Origin of the sequence: Citrobacter sp. EC_71 (assembly GCF_019584005.1) — a bacterium.
In the GTDB taxonomy this organism is placed as follows: Bacteria; Pseudomonadota; Gammaproteobacteria; order Enterobacterales; family Enterobacteriaceae; genus Citrobacter; species Citrobacter werkmanii.
This window is the reverse complement of sequence record NZ_VDAY01000074.1, coordinates 1-439: the sequence shown is the minus strand read 5'-3', so window position 1 is coordinate 439 and position 439 is coordinate 1. Positions and strand designations below refer to the sequence as shown.

Below are 439 nucleotides of genomic sequence, written 5' to 3'. Positions count from 1 at the left end.
ATTCTTCTTACCATCCGCTCCTGAAGAAGGATTCAGCAAATACAGACCAATAGGAATAGTAATTGCGTTAACAATAATAGAAATAATTGCTACCACTAAACCTGTTGATACGGAATCACCATAAATAGGATCGAGAACTGCAAACCCCAGGAATCCAATGGTAGGTGAACCTGCAATTAATGCACATACAGCTGCTTCTGCATGGGTACGTTTAAAAAATTTGTAGCAACCGAACCAGGAGAAAAAGAAACATCCGACAATAACCACAAGTGATACAAGGGTCAGACGAGTGTCCGCAAAAATCATTTCCCTGTTTGCCCGAGTAATAGATACAAATAGAGCCGCAGGAAGCGCGTAGTTTAATACCAGTTTATTAAATGCCCGAGCTTGATCTTCTGAAAATGTTTCTCGTCTGCCGCTAAAATAACCCAACAGCATG

At 40.8% G+C, this 439-nt stretch carries 1 protein-coding gene; it reads right to left on the bottom strand.

Annotated features, from left to right (window positions below; genetic code table 11):
- Positions 1–438 (bottom strand): AEC family transporter (locus FHD02_RS24050; protein WP_220394387.1); only part of this gene is annotated, 438 nt, incomplete at its 3' end.
- Between the last annotated feature and the right edge of the window lies 1 nt (position 439).